General features: G+C 68.9%; 12 protein-coding genes. 1 reads left to right on the top strand and 11 read right to left on the bottom strand.

Annotated elements, in window-relative coordinates; translation table 11 throughout:
* Positions 1-4: 4 nt before the first annotated feature.
* The 11 genes from EOINJALH_RS25215 to EOINJALH_RS25265 form a co-directional block, all read right to left on the bottom strand.
* Positions 5-787 carry an ABC transporter permease gene (locus tag EOINJALH_RS25215; RefSeq protein ID WP_088285364.1) on the bottom strand — a complete coding sequence of 261 codons (783 nt, stop codon included), beginning with the start codon at positions 785-787 and terminating at the stop codon, positions 5-7.
* A 21-nt stretch (positions 788-808) separates the two neighbouring features.
* Positions 809-1657 (bottom strand): peptidylprolyl isomerase, encoded by an 849-nt coding sequence (locus EOINJALH_RS32420; protein ID WP_199873475.1) that lies wholly within the window; start codon positions 1655-1657, stop codon positions 809-811.
* Positions 1658-1671: 14 nt separating this feature from the next.
* Positions 1672-3087: a TolC family outer membrane protein gene (locus EOINJALH_RS25225; RefSeq protein WP_158219893.1), complete on the bottom strand. Its 1416-nt coding sequence runs from the start codon at positions 3085-3087 to the stop codon at positions 1672-1674.
* A 2-nt stretch (positions 3088-3089) separates the two neighbouring features.
* Positions 3090-4460 (bottom strand): HlyD family type I secretion periplasmic adaptor subunit, encoded by a 1371-nt coding sequence (locus EOINJALH_RS25230; protein ID WP_088285368.1) that lies wholly within the window; start codon positions 4458-4460, stop codon positions 3090-3092.
* Complete coding sequence (locus tag EOINJALH_RS25235; RefSeq protein ID WP_088285370.1) at positions 4457-6235, bottom strand: type I secretion system permease/ATPase; 1779 nt, start codon at positions 6233-6235, stop codon at positions 4457-4459. Before EOINJALH_RS25235 ends, EOINJALH_RS25230 begins: the two co-directional genes overlap by 4 nt.
* A complete protein-coding gene (locus tag EOINJALH_RS25240) occupies positions 6232-8016 on the bottom strand; it encodes a type I secretion system permease/ATPase (RefSeq protein WP_088285372.1) in 1785 nt (594 codons plus the stop codon). Before EOINJALH_RS25240 ends, EOINJALH_RS25235 begins: the two co-directional genes overlap by 4 nt.
* Complete coding sequence (locus EOINJALH_RS25245; RefSeq protein ID WP_199873476.1) at positions 8013-8723, bottom strand: hypothetical protein; 711 nt, start codon at positions 8721-8723, stop codon at positions 8013-8015. The genes EOINJALH_RS25240 and EOINJALH_RS25245 overlap by 4 nt, the downstream gene beginning before the upstream one ends.
* Before the next feature lie 196 nt (positions 8724-8919).
* Positions 8920-12150: a hypothetical protein gene (locus EOINJALH_RS25250; protein WP_158219894.1), complete on the bottom strand. Its 3231-nt coding sequence runs from the start codon at positions 12148-12150 to the stop codon at positions 8920-8922.
* A gap of 370 nt (positions 12151-12520) precedes the next feature.
* Entirely contained in the window at positions 12521-13942 is a 1422-nt protein-coding gene (locus tag EOINJALH_RS25255) for a hypothetical protein (protein ID WP_144290164.1), read from the bottom strand.
* Between the two features lie 44 nt (positions 13943-13986).
* Positions 13987-16116: a CHASE2 domain-containing protein gene (locus EOINJALH_RS25260; RefSeq protein ID WP_088285378.1), complete on the bottom strand. Its 2130-nt coding sequence runs from the start codon at positions 16114-16116 to the stop codon at positions 13987-13989.
* A gap of 61 nt (positions 16117-16177) precedes the next feature.
* Positions 16178-17557, bottom strand: coding sequence for a FecR domain-containing protein (locus EOINJALH_RS25265; protein WP_158219896.1), 1380 nt, complete (start codon positions 17555-17557; stop codon positions 16178-16180).
* Positions 17558-17692: 135 nt separating this feature from the next.
* Between EOINJALH_RS25265 and EOINJALH_RS25270 the strand changes: the two genes are divergently transcribed.
* Positions 17693-18391, top strand: a complete 699-nt coding sequence (locus EOINJALH_RS25270; RefSeq protein ID WP_088285382.1) for a Crp/Fnr family transcriptional regulator — start codon at positions 17693-17695, stop codon at positions 18389-18391.
* Positions 18392-18419 lie beyond the last annotated feature (28 nt).

Below are 18419 nucleotides of genomic sequence, written 5' to 3' on the forward strand. Positions count from 1 at the left end.
GTCGTCACACCAGGTCGGCAAAGCCCGGCCGCAGGCGGGCGAACAGCGCGCGCGCCACCACCAGGGCCAGCAGCGCCCCGCCCAGCGACCAGCCGGCGGATTCCCAGTCGAAGGGCTGGCCGAAGAAGGCCGTGCGAAACGCCTCGATCGGACCGGACAGCGGGTTGATGGCCAGCACGGCCTTCAGCACCGGCGGCGCGGCCGATTGCGGAAAGAACACCGGCGACAGGAACAGCAGCCCACTCATGGCCAGCGGCACCAGGTGCTGCAGGTCGCGCAGGTAGCAGCCCAGCGCGGACAGGCCCAGGGCCAGGGCCAGCATCAGCACCACCAGCCACGGCACGGCCAGCAGCAGCCAGATGGCCGACGGGCCCAGGCCACCGCCCCAAACGGCCTGCAGCGCGCCCAGCACCAGCAACTGGATGGCCACATGCACGCCCACCTGCATCACCAGCGCCACGCACAGCAGTTCGAGCGGGAAGACGACCCGCTTGACCAGGTTGGCGTTGTCCTGCACCAGCCGCGTGGCCCGGGTGGCCACCTCGGCCACGGCCGAGAACACCACCAGGCCGGCAAAGACGCGCAGCGCGAAGTCGACGCCGTCGCCACCGGTGCCGGCCCAGCGCGCCTTGAACACGCCCTGGAACACCGCGCTGTAGATGCCCACCATGGCCAGCGGCCCGGCCAGGGTCCACAGCACGCCGGCCACGCTGCCGCGGTAGCGCGCCATGACGTCGCGCTTGGCCAGCGGCCAGGCACGCGCCAGGTGGGCGGCGAAGGCGTGCATCGGTGCGGTGGCCCTCTGCGCTTACTTCGACTGCTGTGCCAGCGTGATCGTCACGTCCGACACCGGCAGCTTGGGGAACCCGCCGCTGGCGGCGGTCTCGACCTTGCCGATTTCATCGACGATGTCCATGCCCGCGACCACCTTGCCGAAGACAGCCCGTCCGGGCTGCGCGTCGCTCACACGGTCGAACTGCGGGTTGTCGGCCAGGTTGATGTAGAACTGCGAGGTGGAGGTGTCGCTGGCATCGCCGCGCGCGACGCCGATGGTGGCGCGCAGGTTCTTCAGGCCGTTGGCCGATTCGACCGCGATCGGGCTGAACAGTTCGACCTTGGCCGCCGGTCCGGCGGTGTAGCCGCCGCCCTCCACCCGCGAGCCCGCCTCGACGCGGTGGAAGATGGTGTTGGCGTAGAAGCCGGCGGCGACGTAGTCGATGAAGTTCTTGGTCGAGATAGGCGCCGCCACCGGGTCGAGTTCGAGTGTGAAGGTGCCGCTGCGATCGCCCTGCTTCACGGCGACGAGCACCTGCGGCAAGGGCACGGTCAGCCGCATCGAGGCCAGCTCGGTGCCACTGGCGTCGTGGATGCGCGGGACCAGCAGCCCGGTGCCTTCGACCTTGCAGGTGAACTGCGCCAGCAGGTCGGTGCCGTTGGCGGCCTTGGTGACCGCGCCGCAGGGGCCTTCGACGGTCATCGTGAGCCCGCCCACGAGCAGCCCGGCCCCGTTGACGGTCACGGTCAGCGTTCGGCTGTAGGCCACGCCGGTGGCCGAGACGTTGGTCACCGCCGCGCTGCCGCCGCCGCCCCCGCCGCCGCAGGCGGTCAGGGCCATGGCCAGGGTGGCCGCGGCGGGCCACAACGGTCTGTTCGACATGAGCATCTTCACTTTCACGGTTGCTTGGGCGCGTCGGCCGTGCCTGCCACCGCCACCAGAGACTGGTCGAGGTCGGCGGCCGCGTCGGCCATCGGCACGCCGGCCTGCACCATCAGGCGCATGCGCGAGATCAGGTAGTCGATGCGGGCCTGCGCCAGATCGCGCTGCACGACGTAGAGCTGGGCCTGCGCATCGGCCAGCTCGGTCATCGTGCCCACGCCGGCCTCGAGGGCACGGCGCGAGCCCTCGAGCGCCAGCGCTGCCGAGGCCACGGCCTGGCGGTGGGCGGCGATCTTCTTGGCGCCGTTGGCGGTGGCCTGGTAGTGGCGTTGCACCTCGAGCTCGACGTTCTCGCGCTCGGCGCGGATCTCTTCCTCGGCCCGGGCCTGCGAGGCCAGGGCCTGCTTGATGCTGGCCTCGACGCCACCGCCGTTGTACAGCGGCACGTTGAGCTGCACGCCCACCGTGCGCAGCGTGGCCGACTGGCCCAGGCTGGACAGCGATTCGTTCTCGCTGCGCGCCATGCTGGCGATCAGGTCGAGCCGCGGGTAGTGCCCGGCCGTCTGCCGCTGCACGGCCATGCGCGCCACGGTCAGGGCTTGCTCGCGCGCGCGCAAGGTGGGGCTCTGGCGCAGCGCCAGGTCGAGCCAGGCCACCATGCCTTCGGGGATCAGCGAGGTCGGGGTGTAGTCGGGCGGCACCTGGCGCAGCGGCGGCGTGGGAAGCCCGGTGACTCGGCGCAGCGCACGGCGCGCCAGCTCGACCTGGTCCTGGGCATCGATCTGGCGGGCGCGGGTGAGATCGAGCGCAGCCCGGCCCTGCGCCACGTTGACGCGCGTGCCCTCGCCGCGCTCCAGCCGACGTTCGGCCTGCTGCAACTGGACGATCAGCGCCTGCTCCTGCGCATCGACCAGGCGCTTGCCCTCCTCGGCCAGCAGCGCCTGGAGGTAGGCCACGGCCAGGCGGTCGACAAGGTCCAGGCCCTGGCCCCGGTAGACCGACTCGGCCACTTCGGACTGCGCCTGCGCCTGCTGGTAGACGCTGGACGCCTCGCGGTTGAACAGCGGCATGCGCAGCGTCACGCTGGTCTGCGGCGCGTCGTAGTCGACGCGCAGCCGCACGTCCTGGTTGGAGCCGTTGGCGATGCGGCGCGTGCCCAGCACGCTGGATTCGGACACGTTGAGGTTCACCGTGGGCAGCAGCGCCGCCCGGGCCACGGGCACGCCTTGCCGTGCGGCCGTGAGCTCGTGGTTGGCCGCGCGGTAGCGCGCATCGTGGCCCCGCGCGGCCTCGTAGGCCTCGGCGAAGCTCATGGCCTGGGCACCGCTCGACAGTGCCATCAGGGCCAGCCACACCAGCCGGCGCGGCACCTTGCAGGGCGAGCCCGCCGCGCGCGCGGCGCGTCGGCCCGATCGATCGATCACGGACATCCTCATTCCTCGGTCATCGAAGCCGACAGGCGCTTGAGCAGCGGGTGCAGCAGGTAAGTCAGCATCGAGCGTTCGCCGGTCTTGATCAGCACCTCGCCCGTCATGCCGGGTTGCACAACGCGGTCGCCGAGCGCCTTCAGGCCCTCCGGCGTCAGCACCACGCGGGCCAGGTAGAAGCTCTGCACCATGCCGGCCACGCTCTCGGACACCGCATCGCCCGACAGCGACACCAGCTTGCCGTGCACCACCAGTTGCGGCGAATTGGAGAAGGCCGAGAAACGCACCTCGACGGCATCGCCCACCTTGACGCGGTCGATCACGTGCGGCGGGATCTTGACGTCGAGCAGCATCGATTCGCCGCGCGGCAGGATGTCCATCAGGTGCTGGCCCGGCTGCACCACGCCGCCGACGCCGCTGACCTGCAGGCCGATCACCTGGCCGGCCACCGGCGACTTGATCTGCATGCGGCCGAACTCGGCCGTGACGGCCGCGAGCCGCTCCTGGTTGGCCTGCACCTCGCGGCGCACGTCGGCGAGCTGGGTGCTGATCTCCTTGAGGTACTCCTGCTGGCGCTGGGCCAGGCGCAGGCGCGCCTCGGCGGCCGAGCTTTGCACGCGCAGCACGTTGGCCTCGAGGTCGGCGATGGTCGTCTGCAGTTCGGCCTGTTGCTGTTCGAGCTGCAGCGCCTGGTTGCGCGGGGCGAAGCCGTCGGCGGCCAGCGACTTGACGCCCGCCACCTGGCGCGCCTGCAGCGCCTGCTGCGCTCGACGGCCGTCGATCATCTGCTTCAGGCCCGCGACCTGCCCTTCCAGGCCGACGATGCTTTGCTGCGCGGCCGCGATGTCCGCCGCCTGGGCCGCCTTCCGCGACGCGAACAGCTGCTGCTGCACGGCCATGTGCTGTGCGGCATAGGGCTCGGTCGATTGCGTCAGGTCCGGGTGGAAGGTGATGCTCGCGGCCCGGCTGGCCTCGGCGATCAGGCGGCTCTCGGTGGCACGCTGGCCGAGGTAGTTCTGGCGGATCGATTCCTGCGCGGCGCGGGCGGTGCCATCGTCCAGCACCAGCAGCACGTCGCCCGGCTTGACCTCGGCGCCTTCCTTGACGACCACCTGCTGGATGATGCCGCCCTGCACGTGCTGGATGGTCTTGCGCCGGTTCTCGACCGACACCACTGCGCCGGCCGACACGCCTTCGTCCAGGGGCGCCCAGGCGGCCCACGCGAGGAACAGTCCGAAGCCCACGATGAGCACCCAGAACCCGAGCCGGATGGGACCTCGGGTGTCGGCGGTCTGGCCGGCGTCGTCGACGTCGGTGATGTCGCCGGGTGCGCCCGGTGTGGGCGAGCCGCCGGTGGAGTTGGTCAGTGCGTTCATGTGTTGGGCGTCCCAGGCTGAGCGGTGGGTGCGGGTCGCACCACCACGGGAAGTAGCTTGTCGATGCGGCCGGCGTCGAGCACGAGCAGGCGGTCGGCCACGGCGATCAGGTGCTGCTGGTGCACGATCATGAAGACGGTGGCACCGCGGGTCTTGAGCTCACGGACGGTGCGGGCCAGCGCGGCCTCGCCGGCGTCGTCGAGGTTGGCGTTGGGTTCGTCGAGCACCACGATGGTGGGCGCGCCGACGATGGCGCGGGCCAGGCCGATGCGCTGGCGCTGGCCACCCGACAGCAGGCTGCCGGCCTCTCCGATGGGCGTGTCGTAGCCCTTGGGCAGGCGCAGGATCATGTCGTGGATGCCGGTGCGCGTGGCCGCCTCGATGATCTGCTCGGGGTCTGCGGCGCTGAAGCGCGCGATGTTCTCGGCGATGGTGCCGTCGAACAACTCGATGTCCTGCGGCAGGTAGCCGAGGTAGGGCCCGAGGGCCTCACGCGACCACGACTGGACGGGATGGCCGTCGATCAGCACCTGGCCCTCGGTGTCGGGCCAGATGCCCAGCAGGCAGCGCGCCAGGGTGGACTTCCCGGCGCCGGACGGGCCCATGATGGCCACCACCTCGCCGGCCTTGAAGTCGGCGTCCAGGCCTTGCAGGATGGGGCTGGCGCGCCCAGGCGCCGTGGCCACGAGGCCGCGCAGGCTGACCTGCCCATGCACTGTGCCGCTGCGCAGCGCGGCATCGGGTGCGGGCTGCGACTGCAGCAGCGTGTCCAGGCGCCCGAAGGCCTGGCGGGCCTCGACGAACTGGCTCCAGATCTGCACGATGATGCCGATCGGTCTCAGGGCATTGCCCATCAGCGCGTTGCTGGCGACCATGGCGCCTGCGCTGATCTTGCCGTCGATGGCGAGCAGCGCGCCGAGCGCCAGCATCATGCCCTGCTGTGTGTACTGCACCCACTTGGCGAGGGCCTGGATGCGCCGCGTGGCTTCCTGCGCCTGCGCGTGGCTGGCCATCTGCTTGTCGTGCAATGCCAGCCACTGGTAGCGCAGGTTGCCCTGCATGCCCATCGCCTCCACCGTTTCGGCGTTGCGCAGCTTGGCCTGCAGGTACTGACCCGACTCGAGCGCCAGCTCCTGCGTCGCCTTGAGCCGGCGCGACGTGTAGCGGTGCGCTCCCAGCGCCATCGCGCCCTGCACCACGCTGAACACGATCGACGCCCAGCCCAGCCAGGGGTGCATCAAGAAGAGCGCGGCGATGTAGACCACGGTCCACGGGGTGTCGACCACCGCGAAGACGCCGTTGCCGGTGAGGAAGGTGCGCAGGAAGTTCAGGTCGGTGAGCGGCTGCTGCGAATTGCGCCGCGTGGCCGACAACTGCGCCAGGTAGGTGGCCGAGAAGACCGGGCGGTTCAAGGCCTCGTCGAACCGCCCCCCCGAGCGCACCAGCAGGCGCGAGCGCACCCATTCCGCAAAGCCCTGCACGAGATAGAAGAACACCATCAGCCCGGTGAGGGCCAACAGCGTGAGCGTGTTGCCGCTGAGCATGACGCGGTCGAACACTTGCAGCATGTACAGCGTGGGCGTGAGCTGCAGCAGGTTGACGAACATGCTGAACACGCACACCCAGGCGAACTCGCGGCGGAAGGTCCACAGCACGCGGCCGAGCTCGCTGCGCTCGAACAGGCTGCGGCGGGGGCCGGGCGTCGACGCGGCGGCCGGCGAACCGGTCGGCCGGGCGACCGTGGTGCTGGGCGTGTGGGCGGGCGTGGCGCTCATGCGGCACCTCCTCGGGGAGCAGGCGCTGTGAACGCGGGTTTGGGCAGTTGCACGGTGCGCCCGCGCGCCTTTTCGTTGGCTTCCTTCATCGCGGCCAGCACGTCGTCGCGCGGCCCGAAGGCGCCGACGGTGCCGTCGGTGAGCAGCAGCAGCTTGTCGGCCGCCGGCAGCACGCTGGAGCGGTGGGTGATCGCAATGAGCGTGGTGCCACGCGACTTGAGCCGTTGCATCAGGTCGAGCAGCGCCTTGTCGCCGGCCTCGTCGAGGCTGGAATTGGGTTCGTCCAGCACCACCAGCCGCGGCTGGCCGTAGATGGCGCGGGCCAGGCCGATGCGCTGGCGCTGGCCACCCGACAGCACTGCGCCCTCGTCGCCGATGGCGGTTTCGAAGCCTTGGGGCAGCTGCTCGATCATCGCCGTGATGCCCACCTCGTCGGCGGCCTGGCGCACCAGGGCCATGTCGACCTTGCCGAAGCGGGCGATGTTCTCGGCAATGGTGCCGTCGAACAGCTCCACGCCCTGCGGCAGGTAGCCGATGTGCGGGCCCAGCTGCGACTTGTGCCAGGCGTAGACGTCGGCGCCGTCGAGCCGCACCTTGCCGCCCTGGGCCGGCCACACGCCGATGAGCACGCGGGCCAGCGTGGACTTGCCGGCGGCCGACGGCCCGATGACCATCAGCGCCTCGCCCGGCGCCACCTGGAAACTCACGCCCTTGAGCACCGGCGCCTGGCTGGCGGGCGGGCTGACATAGACGGCCTCGACCGTGAGCACGCCCTTGGGTGCCGGCAGTTCCATGCCCGGCTCACGCTGGGGCACGTGGGTCAGCAGTGCCGACACCCGCGCGTAGGCACTGCGCACGCTGGCGATCTGCCGCCATTGGCCCACCAGTTGCGCCAAGGGGGCGAGCACGCGCCCGCCGAGGATCGACGCGACGATCACCATGCCGCCGCCACCCAGCAGGTTGTTGCCCAGCATCAGCCAGGTGGCGAGGCCGAGCAGCAGCGAACCCTGCATGTTCTGGATCATCTTGGCCGCCGCCGAGGCCACGCTGGCCTGGTCGGAGGCCTGCGACAGCCGCTGCAGGAAGCGCCTCTGGCTGGCCATCCAGCGCTGGTACATGGCGCCTTCCATGCCCATCGACTCGATCACCTGGGCATTGCGCAAGGTGCCGGTGGCGCGGTTCTGGGCCTCGATGGACGCCTGCATGGCCTCGCCATAGGGCGGCGACGTGCGGCGCTCCTGGACCAGGCCCAGGCCAGCCTGCAGCAGCGCCCCCAATGCGGCCATCAGTCCGAGCCAGGGGCTCATCAGGTAGAGCAGCACCAGGCACAACAGCGAGGCCGGCACGTCCATCGCACCGGTGACCGCCGGCGACGGGATGAAGTCGCACACGGCCCGCACGTCGGACAGGGCCTGCGTGGTGCCCCCGGGCTGCTTGCGCAGGTTGGCCTCGAAGCAGGCGTCGAAGACCCGGGGCGTGAGTTGCCGATCGACGGACTGCGCGGCGCGGAACAGGATGCGCGAGCGTGCGATCTCGAGCAGCTCGAGAACGACGTACACGCCCACCGCCGCCACCGACAGCCAGACCAGCGTCATGACGTTGCGGCTGTTGAGCACGCGCCCGTAGACCTCGAACATGTACCAGGACGGCACCAGCATCAGCGCGCCGATGACCACGCTCAATCGAAGGGCCTGCATGAAGAGCGCGCGTTGGCCCAGGATCAGGGCCTTCACCTCGGTGCCCGGGGCCTGTGGCGGCCTTGTGGAGGATGCTTTTTTCATGCGTTGGCCTGGGGGGTCTGGGGACTCGTCGGCGCGAGGGTGGCGGCGTGCGCGAGCGATGCAGCCGCCATGGCGGCTCCCGGCAACCCGACGCCGCCCTGATCAGAGCCGTCGAGGACCATAAGGTACTCGGGGAACTCGCTGGCGACGGGCGCGGCTTCCGCCGCCCCATCGGCCAGGTCGTCGCCTTCGGCGAAACTGAAGCTCAGGAGGTAGCCGTCTGGTCGTGACTGCAGCACGATCTCGCGCAGCTTGCCATGCCGGAACCGCAACTCATCCTGCGGCTCGAGCGGCAGGTTGAAGCGCATGCGGCCATCGAGCGTGTACATCGACACCTGCCCGTCCTTCAGGCTCAGCGTGTGCCGGTCGAAGTACACCGGCGCCTGGGGCTGGAACTGCACGACCGGCAGCGGCCGGCCCCCCAGCCGTTGCACATTGAATGGACTGGCCGGATGCTGATAGACCAGCCGGCAGGCGCGTGAGACCGAGTAGATGGCGTTGCACACCATCTGCGAGCCCAGCGCGGGGAACTGCTCGCGCAGCTGGCGATAGGCCATGTGGTGCAGTGCCACCCGGTTCCAGCAGGCGGTGCGTTGCGCCAGCGGCGCCAGCGTGTTGCACACCTGGGCAAACGCCTGCTGCAGCTCATGCAGGCGGGCGTTCTGGGCGGCCGTGGTTTGCAGCCGGATGTGCAGACTGGAATTCATATAGGAGCGGGATGATAGCGCACTCCTATATGAATTCCGGCATCCTCATGCGCCGACGGGCACCGGCGTCGCACCCACCCAACGCCGCAGCCGAAACGAAAAAGGCCTGCACCCAGGAAGGTGCAGGCCCTTGAATGATCACCCCGGCTTGGCCGGGGACAGCCACCACCCCGTGAAGGGCGGTGGATGCGGTCGATCAGACGAAGTTGTCGGCGGTCAGCGCGGCCCAGGCCACGTCGGCCAGGTCGATCGAACCCATCAGTGTGGCGGTCACGTCACCGACGGCGACCGAGGTCGTGTCGACAACTTGGTAGACCTTGCCGACGTTGCCGGTGGCGGCGTCGAACACGATGTAGACGTGCGACGAAGCGGTGGCGTCGTTGGCATACAGACCGGCGATCAGGGTCTGGCTGGCAGCCTCGGTGGCACCTTGGTTGCTGGCGTCAGCCACGGCCACGGTGATCGACTTGTTGGTGTCGATCGCCACGCCGAACTGCGCGCCAACGCCGTTCCAGGCGGTCAGGTCGAGCTGGTCGATGCCAGGGCCCGCCACGTCGAAGTTCAGGATGTAGTCGGTGATGGCCGTGTCGGCCGCACCGCTGTACACCACGACTTCGTTGCTGGAGTTCAGCGTGTCGGCACCGATGGTCGTGCCCAGCACGATCACGTCGCGGCCAGCGGCACCGGTGGTGGTGTTGTCGCTGGTGGTGACGCTGTCGAGACCAGCCACATCCGCCGCGGCGATCTGGCCGAAGGTGGAGGCGTAGTTGGCGGCGACGTCGGTCGTCGTCATGGCACCGGTCACGGCGGCATAGGTGGCCGCCAGGGCGGGGCCACCCGCCGGGCTGTACGCAGCGGCCAGGGCAGTGATCTCGGTCGAGGTCAGTTGCTCCACGGTCGGCAGCGTGACGACCACGGCCAGGTCGCCGGCAACGCGGTCACCGTCGATCAGCGAGGTGACCACCAAGCTGGCAAACGGGCCATCCGACGCGACCAGCAGCTTGCTCAGCACCGGATCGTTGTTGATGGCAGCCTTGATGGCCTGGTTGATGTGCAGGTCGGTGGTGCGGAACGTGGCGGTGCTGCCGATGACGGCCTTGCCGACCAGACCCTTGAACGTCACCGTCATGTTGCCCTTGTAGAGCAGGTTGGTGTCGTTGGTGTCCGAGCGCAGGTCGCCCAGTTCCAGCACGCCAGGCAGCGCAGCCAGGGCCGCATCGGCCGACTGGAACGCGGTGTTGAACACCCACGTGGCCTTCTGGGCACCGGTGTTGTCGTTGTAGCTCGTGTCGTTGCCGGTGCCGAGGTTGATGACGATGTCACCAGCTCCCGGGGTGTTGACCGTGTCGTCACCGTCGCCGGCGTTGATCGTGACGTTGGCATTTTCCTTCTGGTGCGAGTACCAGAATTCGTCACCGCCGGGGTTGGCGGTGTTGGTGATGCGCGTCGTGATCTTGTCGTTGCCGGCGTTGCCGTTCACCACGAAGGTGAAGTCTTCGCGGCCGACTTGCACGTTGCTGTTGCTGCCGGCGATGCTGCCGTCGATGTCGACGGTGATCGAGTCGGCGGCCGAGCCACCCGAGTAGATGAAGTCAGCAACCTGCTGGACCTTCTTGCCCGTGTTGGAGGTGTTGTCACCAGCCGGATCGGGTTGGGTGTCCACCGTGTTGATGTACTTGGCGAACGAGTTCTCGCTGATCTGCGCGTCGAACGAGAACGCACCCTTCAGCGCGGAACCGTCGATCAGGCGAACGTCGGTGAAGCCGTAGTTGCCATGGATGTCGCCAGGGGCGCTGGTGTTGACGCCAGGATGATCCTGGTTGGTGCTGTCGTTCGTGCCCGAGAAGCCCAGCACCGACAGCGTGCCGTTGCCGGCCGCATTGGTGTTGGTGCCGTTGACCAGCACGACTTCCTTCAGCGTGTTGGCGGTGGACGACATGATCTCGAGCTTGCTGTTGCGCTCGACGGTGACATCGAAGCGCTCGACGCCCTTCGACGACGAGGTCTCGCCGACCGACAGGCCGCCGATGACCAGATCGCCGCCGTTGCTGCCGCGGCCCACGTCGTCCAGGATCACCTTGACCGTGACCAGGTCTTGCGACGTGGTGGCGGTGGTGTTCTGCACGGTGTGCAGACCGGAACTGGCGGGAACGGTGCCGTCGGCGGTCAGGAAGGCGCCGGTGGCCAGCGTGTCGCCGCTGCTGCTCGACAGGGTGATGACCTGACCGACTTGCGGGCGGCCAGAGATCGTGTCGATCGCGGTGAAGGTGCCGGTGATGCCGACGGAAATGTTGGCCAGCAGCGGGTTGGCGGCGACGGCGGCCTGCACGGCAGTCAGCAGCGCCGCGTAGGTGGTCGCGTCATCGATGGCTTGCGACTGCAGCTTGATCAGCGTGCCACCCAGCGTGAACTGGAAGCCGTTGAACGGGCTTTGCAGCAGGGGATCCAAACCGGCATCGGCGCTGCGGGTGTCCATCAGTTCGATGTTCAGGACCGAGGCGGTGTTGCTGTTCGAACGCAGCGAATGCTGGTCGAAGTACAGCGCGTAGTCGACGTGGCCCGGATCGGTCGACACCATCGCAACGGTGATGTCCTTGGTGATCTGGGTCGACAGGATGCGCACGTCTTCGACGATGACGTCGGCACGGCTGTTGTTCGATTCCCAGCGGTTGACACCGACGGTGCGCTCGGCGTCGACGTTGACGCGGCCTTCGAAGGCCACGTTGTTGTCGCCCGTGTCGGTGGCGCGCGACTGGGCGCGGATCATGAACGTCTCGATGCCGGTGGTCTCGGGCGTGACGGCGAAGTTCTGCGACGCACCCATGTCGGCCAGCAGCATGTCGGTGCCAGCACCGCCGGAGACGACGTCACCGGATTGCAGCGTGTTGCTGTTGTCGATGATGCGGGCGGCGAAGCTGTCGTTGCCAGCGGTGCCGGACAGGAAGTCCAGGCCGGTGGTCAGGTTGAAGCTCGGCGTGACGTTGACCACGTCCGACAGCAGCGCGTCGGAGGTGCCGGGGGTCTGCGCGTAGGTGACGGCAGAGGCGACTTGCGCGTTGAACGCGGTGGCGGCGGCGCCCCACAGCGGGTCGCTGGTCAGCGTGGAGAACACGTTGACGAGGTTGGCGACGGTGGAACCCTTGGTGCCGGCAGGCGCGGCGGCCAGGGCGGCAGCGACAGCGGCTTCAGCACCCGCGGCGTTGGCGCCGGTGATGCCCAGGTTGGCGACAACGGCAGCGGCGACAGACGCGTCGGTGGCGGAACCATAGCTGGCGTTGAAGGCGTCATTGATGACGGAGTTCAGGCCACCGCTTTGGAATGCGGCCTGTTGCAGAACCGAGGCCGTCGTGGCGGCGCCGAGCTTCACGCCCCACAGGGCGGCAGCGGCGCGGGCGACGATGGTGTTATTGAAAGTGGGAGTTGCCATTCAGAACGCTCCAGTTGGATGCTTTGGGAAGGTAGATTTCTTTGCAAAGAAATCGAGTGTGAGTGATCAAGCTTTCACCCGCACTCGACTCAACGCCGGCAAAAACCGGCGGCGTTGAGTCGAATTGGGTTCGAGTCTGGTGATCATCGTGGACGCAGTGTGTGTCGGTTTCCTGCCACCCCATGTGATCGCCATCACATGGACCGGCTGCTTTTTGGTGGGGCGCCTTGGACCGCGCCTCCCCAGCCAGAACCGACAACCGCGGGATTATTGCACCCGACTCAGGGGGTGGATTCCAGGGGGGCCCCGGAACGAGACGCTGTGCACGCCCAGAGAGTTGTATCTCAACAACAGTGAGCAGTGCCATGCACTACCAAGCCCACCGAATGCCCGCATAGATCGATTGTGCGTCGTAATTGAAGAGGGCCAGATTGCTGGACTGCCGGATGGCATGCCACTGAAGCAAGGCTTCGGCACCCGGCCAGCGGTCGGAATGCAAGGGCCGGGACAGTTCGACCGCGAGTTGCGGTTGTGTCAATGTGCGCCGCGCGTTGTACTCGAGCAACGGGCTGTAGCCCTCGGCGTCGTTCACACGCCCCAATCGGGCCGTGGCATCGAGGCGAACGTCCGCCCCGACCGGCCCCGTCAGGCGCAGCGCGGCGTTCCACAGCCGCTGCACACCGCCGGGGCGGTCGTCGCTGGCGGGTTTGTCTAGCCCGGCCCGCAAGACCGTCGACCAGGTCCAGTCGGGAAACAAGGGCACCGCACATTGGTTGCCGCCAAGCAACACGATGCTGGTGCCATCGGCGCTGCGCGTCGTGCTCTGGCGTCGCTGCTCGGCCTCGAGGGCGAATCGCCACCGGCAGCCATTGACCTGGCGGTCGACCGCGGCGCCCAGGCGGGTCAGGCGATAGGACTCGCTCAGCGGTCCGCCCACCCAGGCCAGCCCGAGTTCCACCTGACCCCGCCACGCCGCCCACTGCCGCGACGCACTGGTCACCCACTGGATATGGTGCCAGTCGGTGCGGCCTTCTGCCGGGGTGCTGCGGGCGGCCAGGTGAATGCCGCTGCGCCAGATTTGGCCAGCCGATGGGCTGCGCGCGACCTGCCACGAGAGGTTGACCAGGGCGGCGGTGCCCGCGCGCGGGTCACTGATCACCGGGAACTGGGCGGAGGTGCCATCCGGCGCGGTCAGCGTCAGCTCGGTCAGCCGGGGCGAGTGGTCGAGGTTGGTCTCGCGACCGATCAGGACACTGGCCTCGCGGAGGCTGACCCACCCCGACGGGGTGTCCTGACCCAGGCGGGCCCGGGGCAACTGCGCACCTGGTGCATTGGCCGCCTGGTCCGGGAACAGCTTGTCGCGCAGCGACGCCGGGATGTCGCGCCGGCCCCGCAGGGCCCGGCTCAGTTCGGCCAGCGCAGCGGGCTGCCCCAGAGCGGACAGCGCCAGGGCGAGGTCCGCCTGGGTGCCGAGGTTGCCAGGGTCCAGCAGCAGGGAGCGCTCCAGCCAGATCAGCGCCTGTTCGGCTTCGCCCTCCTCGAGCCACAGCGCGCCGACGACCGCCAGATAACCAGGGTGCTGCATGCAGTGGGGTCGGGCCAGTTCCATGCGGAGGAGATGCGCCCGCCGCGCGATCGTGCCCTCGGGCCAGGGCGACGGGATCAGTCGGTCGCAGGGGTCGAGAAGCTGCCCCCTGTCGCCGGGCGGTGTTCCTGCGGGTGTCTGCTCGGACGCCTCGGATGTCGACACCTGCGCGTCGACACGCGCCGCCACCAGGACGAGCGCGGCCAACAGCAGGCAACATCGAGCGATGTGCCCGGGCCAGACTGCAGATTTCACGCGTCGCGGAGCTGGATCGACCCGACAGCGCGCAGTGGACCGGCGACCGTGGTGCCCGACGATGCGTTGTCTGCCCAACGCGACCATTCGGTCGAGTCGTTCTGCCGATCGGCACCCGCAGCGGCACTGGCGGCCCAGTTCGGGTCGATCGACACCAGATCGGACCAGCCCACCGGAGCGAACAGGCGATAGTGCTTGCTCAGGCCCTCGAGGAGGTATTCACCTTGCGGCTCGACGCCCTCTGCTGGCAGGCCGGCGGCGAGGGTGGGCCCCACCAGGATGGGCATGGAAAGGTCTGCAGTCATTTGCTGGATGCGATTGGCCACGCTCACCGGCTCACCCAGAGCGGCGTGGGCACGTCGCCGCGCCGGGCCGAACGAGCCGACGATGGCCGAACCGGATTCCAGGCCCACCCCCAGCGCCAGCGGCTGGACGGGGCTGCTCTCGGTGATCGGCGGGCCGCTGGCCAGCAATTGCCGCGTGGCACGAACGAGTTCCTGGGCGGCGGCCATGGCTTGCTTGGGGTGGTCTGGGCAGTCGGAGTAGGCGTTCCACACGGCAAGCACGGAATCGCCGACCACATTCTCCACCACGCCACCGAACTGCTCGACCACGTCCACTGCGATGCAGCAGAACGAATGAAGCATGATGGCGGTTTCCTCGGCCGGCCGATGGGTGGCGAAGGCCGAAAAGTTGCGGATGTCGGCCACCAGGACCGTCACGTCGCGCTGCTCGACCTGCAGGCTGCCGCTGGGGTCGGACTTCATCAGGCGCTGGGCCACGGGGGCCGGCAGGTACGACCCAAGGTGGGCAGACAGTCGCTCCCGCTGAGCGCGCGTGAGCGCATGCTCGGCCGTGGCCAGCATCACCGATGCGAGCATGGCGAACAATGCCGTCGATGCCCAGGGCAGCCACAGGTCGAATCGCAGCAGCCCAACGACCGCACCGGCAATGCACACTGCCGCCAGCGCCAGCCCCGTCAGCGGCAGACGCTTGGCCGGTGCCCCTCGGCCCTGGCGAGCCACCAGGTGAAGCGTCGTCGCGACGACCAGCATCGCCACCCACTGCAGCGCCGGCCAGGTGGTCGGGGTGTAGGGCAGCCGATGGTCGAGCAGACCGACCAGCGCTTGCGCATGGACCTCCAGGCCGGAGGCGACCGCCCCGTGTGGGGTGGCCACCGTGTCGCCGATGCCGAAGGCGGTGGCGCCCACCAGCACCACGGCGCCCTTCAGCATGGCCGTGTCGGCCCGGTCCTTCAACACGTCCGAGGCCGACACCGACGCGAAAGCCTTTCGGTCGAGCGCATAGGGCACCCTCAAGTCGCCCTGGGCGTCCAGCGGAATCACCAGACCCGGCAGACTGCGGCTGGTCAACCAGGCCGCCGGCGCCAGCAGGCCGGACACAAGGCGATGATCCGACGCGATGTGCCACTCCCAATCGGGCAGCGGCAATCCGCGCGCTGCCCCCTCGGCCGCGCCGGATTCGGGCTGCGCTGCACGCCAGAGCGTGGCCAGCGCCAGGCTGGGATAGGCGCGCCCCTGGTGACACACGAGCGCCGGCAGCTTGCGCACGACGCCGTCGGCTTCGATGCGGGGCGTGAGGTGTCCGACGGCCGGATGCGCCGGCAGCAGCGCCTCTGAACTGCCGTAGTGGCCGTGGCTCACTGGCGCGAACGGAGGACAACCCGCCATGCCCAGGTGGCCGGAAACGACACCTGCGACGGGCGTGACCGACGGATCGATCGAGAACACCTGCCCGGCCACTACCGCGGTCTGCGCCCAGGCTTTCTGCAGTTCGTCATCGCCAGCCTTGGCATCGGTGAATGCGATGTCGTAGGCCTGCACCAGGGCACCCGCCTTGGCGAGCTTCTGCGCCAGTTCGGCCATGGTGGCGCGCGGCCACGGCCATGGGCCGACATCGCGCAGGCTGGCCTCGTCGATGTCGACCACTACCAACCGACGCTCAGGCTGACTGGAAGCGCCCACCCGCCAAGCCATGTCGCCGGTGAACGCCTCGACGCCGCCGAGGGTTCGCGGCGCCAGCCACTGAACGAGCACGACCACGATGGCCGCAGCCACGAGCGCTGAGGCACGAAGCAGCCACGGGCGATTGCGCCAAAGTGCCATCAGGACGCCTTCGTGGTGCGTTCAGGTCGACCGGGAACCGCGGCGCGGGATCGACGGGAGCTCAGTTGCCCCAGAGGGTCTTGCCTCGGAAGGTGGCCCCGCCGCCGACACCACGCTCGAAGAGGTAGCCCGCCTCCTTGCCGTCCAGCGACACGGCACCGGCGATGCGGTCGTCCCCTACCTTGCGGGCGAAGAGCCCATCGCTCCGCAGGACACCGTCCATCGTGAACTGTGTCTTGACGCCGGAGCTGGATGCCAGCGCCAACGCCGTGGCAAAGGTGCGGCGCCCGAAGTCGATGGTCAGGTTGCGACCGGAGACGGACGCAGCCTCCTGGGTGGTGCCAGATTCGTAGGTGACGTTGGCCCGCGTCAGCCTGAACTCGACACTGGCGTTGAGCGAGTCGGACAGCAGTTGCCCCGGCTGGGTCGGGTTGGTGCGGAACAGACCGGCAGAATCGTCGGCCACCGTGACATGGCGTCCCAGCCGCGCCAACGCGAAGGGCACGCTGAGTGAGTCGTCGGCCGCCGCGCTGATGCCCCATCGGCCCCAGACCAGTTGCGACGCGATGAGCGTGGAATCCGCGGCCCTGGCGGTCAAGGCGACACGGTCGGCGACGGTGACCGACGCCAATGTCAGCAGTTCTGCGGTCGTGCGGTCGTTGCCGCGCGAATGCTCTGACGGCGTAGGCTCCGCGGCAGACAAACCGGCCGACCGGGCGGCCGTGGCCGCACGGGCCGAGGCCCGGTCGTCGGCCACCGATGCGGTGGCGACGATGGCGCCCGCCGTCGGCACCAGGCGAGCCATGCGGTCGCCGGGCTTCAGTTCGGCCATCACCCGGCCCATGTCGGCCGACAGCACACGGTCGTCTGAGCCACCGCAGGGGCCGAGCCCCGCCGCCGAGCACCCCGCTCCCAGCGCCCCGACCACGATGGCGCCGTCGGCCACCGTGGCCCGCACGCCGGACGCGTCGGTCTGCACGATGAAATCGGTGCCGCGCACGCCGATGGCGGCAATGGGCGTGTTGAGGCGGAAACGGGTCTTGTCGAGTTCGGTCGCCGCGCCGGAGATCGAGCGGCTGGTGCCCTGCTCAACCCGCAGGCGGACCTCGTTGGACTGGGGACGCTGCGCGTCGTAGCGATAGGCCTGCACCTCGAGCACGCTTTCAGGCCGGACGCTGACGGCCGCGTTGTCGATGAAGCGCACGTGCACGTGGCCGTTGGCGGCGGTCTCGATGCGGTCGCCCACCTGGATGCTGGCACCCCGGTGCAGCACTTCGCGGCTGCCATCGGCGCGGACCACCCGCGCCTCACCGATGAGCAGGCTGACCTGGCCGACGGCGGATTCCGAGGCCCGCGCGACGCTGACCCCGCCGATCGAGAACGCTGCCAGGATGGCGGCGGCCACGGGTCGGACGACTCGGGCTGAACGGTAAGAGGTCATGGCGGGCTCCATCGATGCACTGGCGCTCGCACCGGACGAGGTGCGAGAGAATGGATATTGCACCCAAACACCCGGCCCAGTTGTGTTGTGCGTCACAAGCCCCTCGGCTTTGCGGCAGCACAGTTCGAGCCCCACATGCCGATCCTGATCCCGATATTGCAGGGCCTGCGCCTCTTCGACCGGCTGCCTGCCGAGAAGCTCGCCGAGATCGCCCCCACGATGAGCGAGCGCAAGGTGGAGCGGCGCGAGGTGGTCATCAAGCGCGGCGAGACCGATGCGGGGCTGGGTTTCCTGATCGAAGGCCGGCTCCAGACCGTCAATTTCACGCTGGATGGCAAGGAAGTTGGCATTGACTTCATCAACGACGGTGACTTCTTTGGCGAACTGTCGGTGATCGACGGGCTGCCCGCACCCGAGTACATCATTGCCGTGGCGCCGTCCCGCCTGGCCTTCCTGGACCGTGACCGCGCGCGCGAACTGATGTTCGCCACACCCAAGGGGTCGGAAGCGGTCGCCACCCGACTGGCCGAGCGGATGCGCAAGGCCGCCAGCCACCGGGCCATGCTGGCCCTGCCGAGCTCGTTTCAGCGCGTCTGCGCGCAACTCAGCCTGCTGGCGCAGCGCAGCCCGACCGGTCAGGTGGTGATCGTGATGCCCCCCACCCACCAGGAAATCGCCATCATGGTGAACACGAGCCGGGAGACGGTGACGCGCACGCTGCAGTTCCTGCAGGGCATGAAGGTCGTGTCGCGGGCAGGCAACGAGCTGGTCGTCGAGCAGCCCGACACGCTTCAGCAGGCCGCCGATGGCAAGGTCGCCCCCGCGAAATCCTGACGCCGGCGGACCCGGCCCTTTGGCACTC

This window comes from Ideonella sp. A 288, assembly GCF_002198735.1.
In the GTDB taxonomy this organism is placed as follows: domain Bacteria; phylum Pseudomonadota; class Gammaproteobacteria; order Burkholderiales; family Burkholderiaceae_C; genus Pseudaquabacterium.

What these genes read in the sequence shown, in the direction of transcription:
- EOINJALH_RS25230 (WP_088285368.1), bottom strand. Translation starts at nt 4,460, where the DNA reads ATGAACGCACTGACCAACTCCACCGGCGGCTCGCCCACACCGGGCGCA.
- EOINJALH_RS25265 (WP_158219896.1), bottom strand. Translation starts at nt 17,557, where the DNA reads ATGACCTCTTACCGTTCAGCCCGAGTCGTCCGACCCGTGGCCGCCGCC.
- EOINJALH_RS25225 (WP_158219893.1), bottom strand. Translation starts at nt 3,087, where the DNA reads ATGTCCGTGATCGATCGATCGGGCCGACGCGCCGCGCGCGCGGCGGGC.
- EOINJALH_RS25250 (WP_158219894.1), bottom strand. Translation starts at nt 12,150, where the DNA reads ATGGCAACTCCCACTTTCAATAACACCATCGTCGCCCGCGCCGCTGCC.
- EOINJALH_RS32420 (WP_199873475.1), bottom strand. Translation starts at nt 1,657, where the DNA reads ATGTCGAACAGACCGTTGTGGCCCGCCGCGGCCACCCTGGCCATGGCC.
- EOINJALH_RS25240 (WP_088285372.1), bottom strand. Translation starts at nt 8,016, where the DNA reads ATGAAAAAAGCATCCTCCACAAGGCCGCCACAGGCCCCGGGCACCGAG.
- EOINJALH_RS25270 (WP_088285382.1), top strand. Translation starts at nt 17,693, where the DNA reads ATGCCGATCCTGATCCCGATATTGCAGGGCCTGCGCCTCTTCGACCGG.
- EOINJALH_RS25235 (WP_088285370.1), bottom strand. Translation starts at nt 6,235, where the DNA reads ATGAGCGCCACGCCCGCCCACACGCCCAGCACCACGGTCGCCCGGCCG.
- EOINJALH_RS25215 (WP_088285364.1), bottom strand. Translation starts at nt 787, where the DNA reads ATGCACGCCTTCGCCGCCCACCTGGCGCGTGCCTGGCCGCTGGCCAAG.
- EOINJALH_RS25245 (WP_199873476.1), bottom strand. Translation starts at nt 8,723, where the DNA reads ATGAATTCCAGTCTGCACATCCGGCTGCAAACCACGGCCGCCCAGAAC.
- EOINJALH_RS25260 (WP_088285378.1), bottom strand. Translation starts at nt 16,116, where the DNA reads ATGGCACTTTGGCGCAATCGCCCGTGGCTGCTTCGTGCCTCAGCGCTC.